We start from the raw sequence: 2,634 nt of genomic DNA, 5'->3' as shown, positions 1-2,634 counted from the left end.
GTGGAAATTCCGAGCAAGCTGACCACCAATTTCCGAGGCAAAGTGACCACCCAAAGTTAACTGGTAAATTGAGGTTTGATCAGTATCGGTTTTTCGGTTAATAATGGCCGGAGTTTTAGTTTTGGTTTTCAGTTAAATCTTCCGTTAAGATAGTTCTTTTCTTTCTCATGGATTCTCCCTTGAGTTCAAGTCGGTGAGCGTCATGGATGATGCGATCCAGAATAGCATCGGCTATCGTTTGTTCACCAATGACCTCGTGCCAGTTATTTACCGGAACCTGCGAGGTAAAGATGGTGGAGCGCTTCCCGTGCCGGTCTTCAATGATCTCCATCAGGATTGTCCTGCTTTGCTGGTCTAATGGCTGGATGCCAAAGTCATCGATAATAAGCAGTTCCTGCTTTTCCATCTTGGTGACTTCCTTCAGATATGTACCGTCTGCTTTGCCCATTTTCAATCGTGCAAATAACTTGGAGGTATGCTCATACAACACTTTGTAACCCAATGAACAAGCCTGGTGGCCGAGCGCGGAAGCAATATAACTCTTGCCGATGCCTGTACTGCCGGTGATCAATATGTTCTCCTTTTTATCAATAAACTCGCAGTCTGCCAATCGCAGAATATGGTTCTTGTTGAGATCTCTGGCAGTATCGAAGTTGATTTGCTCGACGGCGGCTTTGTAACGGAATCGGGCATTCTTTACGTTACGATTGAGTTTTCTATTGTAACGCTCATCCCATTCGGAGTCGACGAGCATAGATAGTAGCTCATCGGCGGTCGACTTGTCTGCGCTTCCAGATTCCAGGCTTGTACGGAAGGCTCGCACCATACCGTGCAACTTCATTGTTTTCATTTTTTCCATTGTCTGTTCATTCATGGTGTTGTGGGATTAAAGTTTAACATTGGTTATTGATAGTAGTTTTTACCGCGTATGTTTTCATGCTTGGGCATGGGCAGCTGTCGATCTTCTTCCAGGTCAACGAGATCAAGTCCGCGAGTAAGGATATCATCGATGGCTCGGAAGCCGTATAGCCCATAGGCATGGGCACGCTGACAGGCTTTGATCAATCGCTGATGACCAACACGTTTACCGAAAGACAATATCCCTTGGCAGGATTTATAGGCTTGCTCCGGGTGAGGCTTTTTGTTGAGAACCTGAGCGATATAATACTCGACATCGTTGCCGATACTGCGGGCCTGACTTAAGAAGTAATCCGGGTTCCACTCAGCCAGCACCTGGTGTTGGGTGGCCATATGAGTGGGGTCAGTGGTATAATTATGCGCGCTGCGGACGCGCTCGTGCACAGCAATGCGTTCATATTTATAGAAGATCTCGACCTTGGATTTGCTGTATAGCATACGCACTTTTTTGCTGATATAGCCATACGGTACACTGTAGTAATGCTTGTCGACACTCAGGCATACATGCCCGTTCTTCATCACTGTCGCTACCGAGGAGGAACGTAGCTCAAAACGTTTTTCTGGCAAGGGCTGCAGGGCAGCACGCTCCATCTCATCGAACTGCTCCTGGCGCGAGTAATTCCGTCCTTTAAAGGCAGTTCGATTATGGACTGCCAGCAATGCGCTGATCCGCGTATTGAGTTCTTCCAATGAGGTGGCCAGTTTATCGGGCAGTGAAGCAAAAATGCGTATATAGGTAATCTTGACAGCTCCTTCAACCAATGCCTTGTCTTTAGGCTTGTAGGCACGGGCCGGAAGAACAGCCATACCGTAGTATTCAGCGAAGGCTTCAAAGTTCTCGTTGAGCTTAGGCTCATAACGATTACTCTTAATTACGGCCGACTTAAGATTATCCGGAACAATAGCATTCGGTGCACCTCCGAAGTAATGCAGCGCGTTTTCACAGCAACTGATAAAATCCTCTACACGCTGGCTCTCTACCGCTTCCACATAGGTAAGTTGACTGGCCCCAAGTATAGAAACAAACACCTCCATTGTCTTCACTTCACCACTGTCGGGGTCGACCACTTGTAACTTCTCGCCGGTATAATCAACAAACATCTTGTCTCCGGGCTTGTGGGCCATGTGCATGCTGGGATGCACACGCTTCTTCCAGAGGTTATAATGATGATAGAAGGAAGTCCTGCTAAAGCCCTCAGGATATTGGCCATGGTATTCATCCCACAAGCGTAGCAAGGTGACACCACGTTGTCGTAAGCGCTTCTCCTGCTGCTTTAAAAACTCGTGAAGGGGCACAAGACGATCGTCTACTATGGCCTCTGGCTCCTTACAGAACAGTTCATCCAACTCCTTATCGGGCAGCTGATTAATCTGTTCCCAGGTCGTCTTAAGTCCGGAAAATACCCGGATATACTTTTTAACAGTATTACGGGACAGGCTGGTGGTTGCGCTGATCTGAAGCTTGCTCTGTCCCTGACAATGCAGTTTAATTACTTGTCGGAGTTTACTCATATGGATCGGGTTATTGGCCATGTGCAGGTTGATTTTTGTCAGGCTCAAGTAGCCCATTCAATCAACCTTCGGTCAACCGATCTCGATACATTTTTAGCTCAATTTAGGTGGTCAATTTGCCCCGGAAAACGGTGGTCACTTTGCCCCGAAATCAGGTGGTCACTTTCATCCGGAAATTGGTGGTCACGTTACTCGGAATCTCCA

Annotated in this window: 2 protein-coding genes; both read right to left on the bottom strand. The window is 47.3% G+C overall.

Going from position 1 to position 2,634, the window contains the following annotated elements; all coding sequences use genetic code 11:
- Nucleotides 1-115: 115 nt before the first annotated feature.
- Entirely contained in the window at nt 116-874 is a 759-nt protein-coding gene (gene istB / locus BUB30_RS34475) for an IS21-like element helper ATPase IstB (protein ID WP_073143633.1), read from the bottom strand.
- A gap of 29 nt (nt 875-903) precedes the next feature.
- The gene (gene istA / locus BUB30_RS34470; RefSeq protein WP_221408844.1) at nt 904-2,430 is read right to left on the bottom strand and encodes an IS21 family transposase; all 1,527 of its coding nucleotides are present in this window, start codon (nt 2,428-2,430) and stop codon (nt 904-906) included.
- Nucleotides 2,431-2,634 lie beyond the last annotated feature (204 nt).

The organism is Chryseolinea serpens (assembly GCF_900129725.1).
GTDB lineage: Bacteria > Bacteroidota > Bacteroidia > Cytophagales > Cyclobacteriaceae > Chryseolinea > Chryseolinea serpens.
Note: the sequence above shows the minus strand (reverse complement) of the source record. Positions and strands in the feature narration are given on the sequence as shown.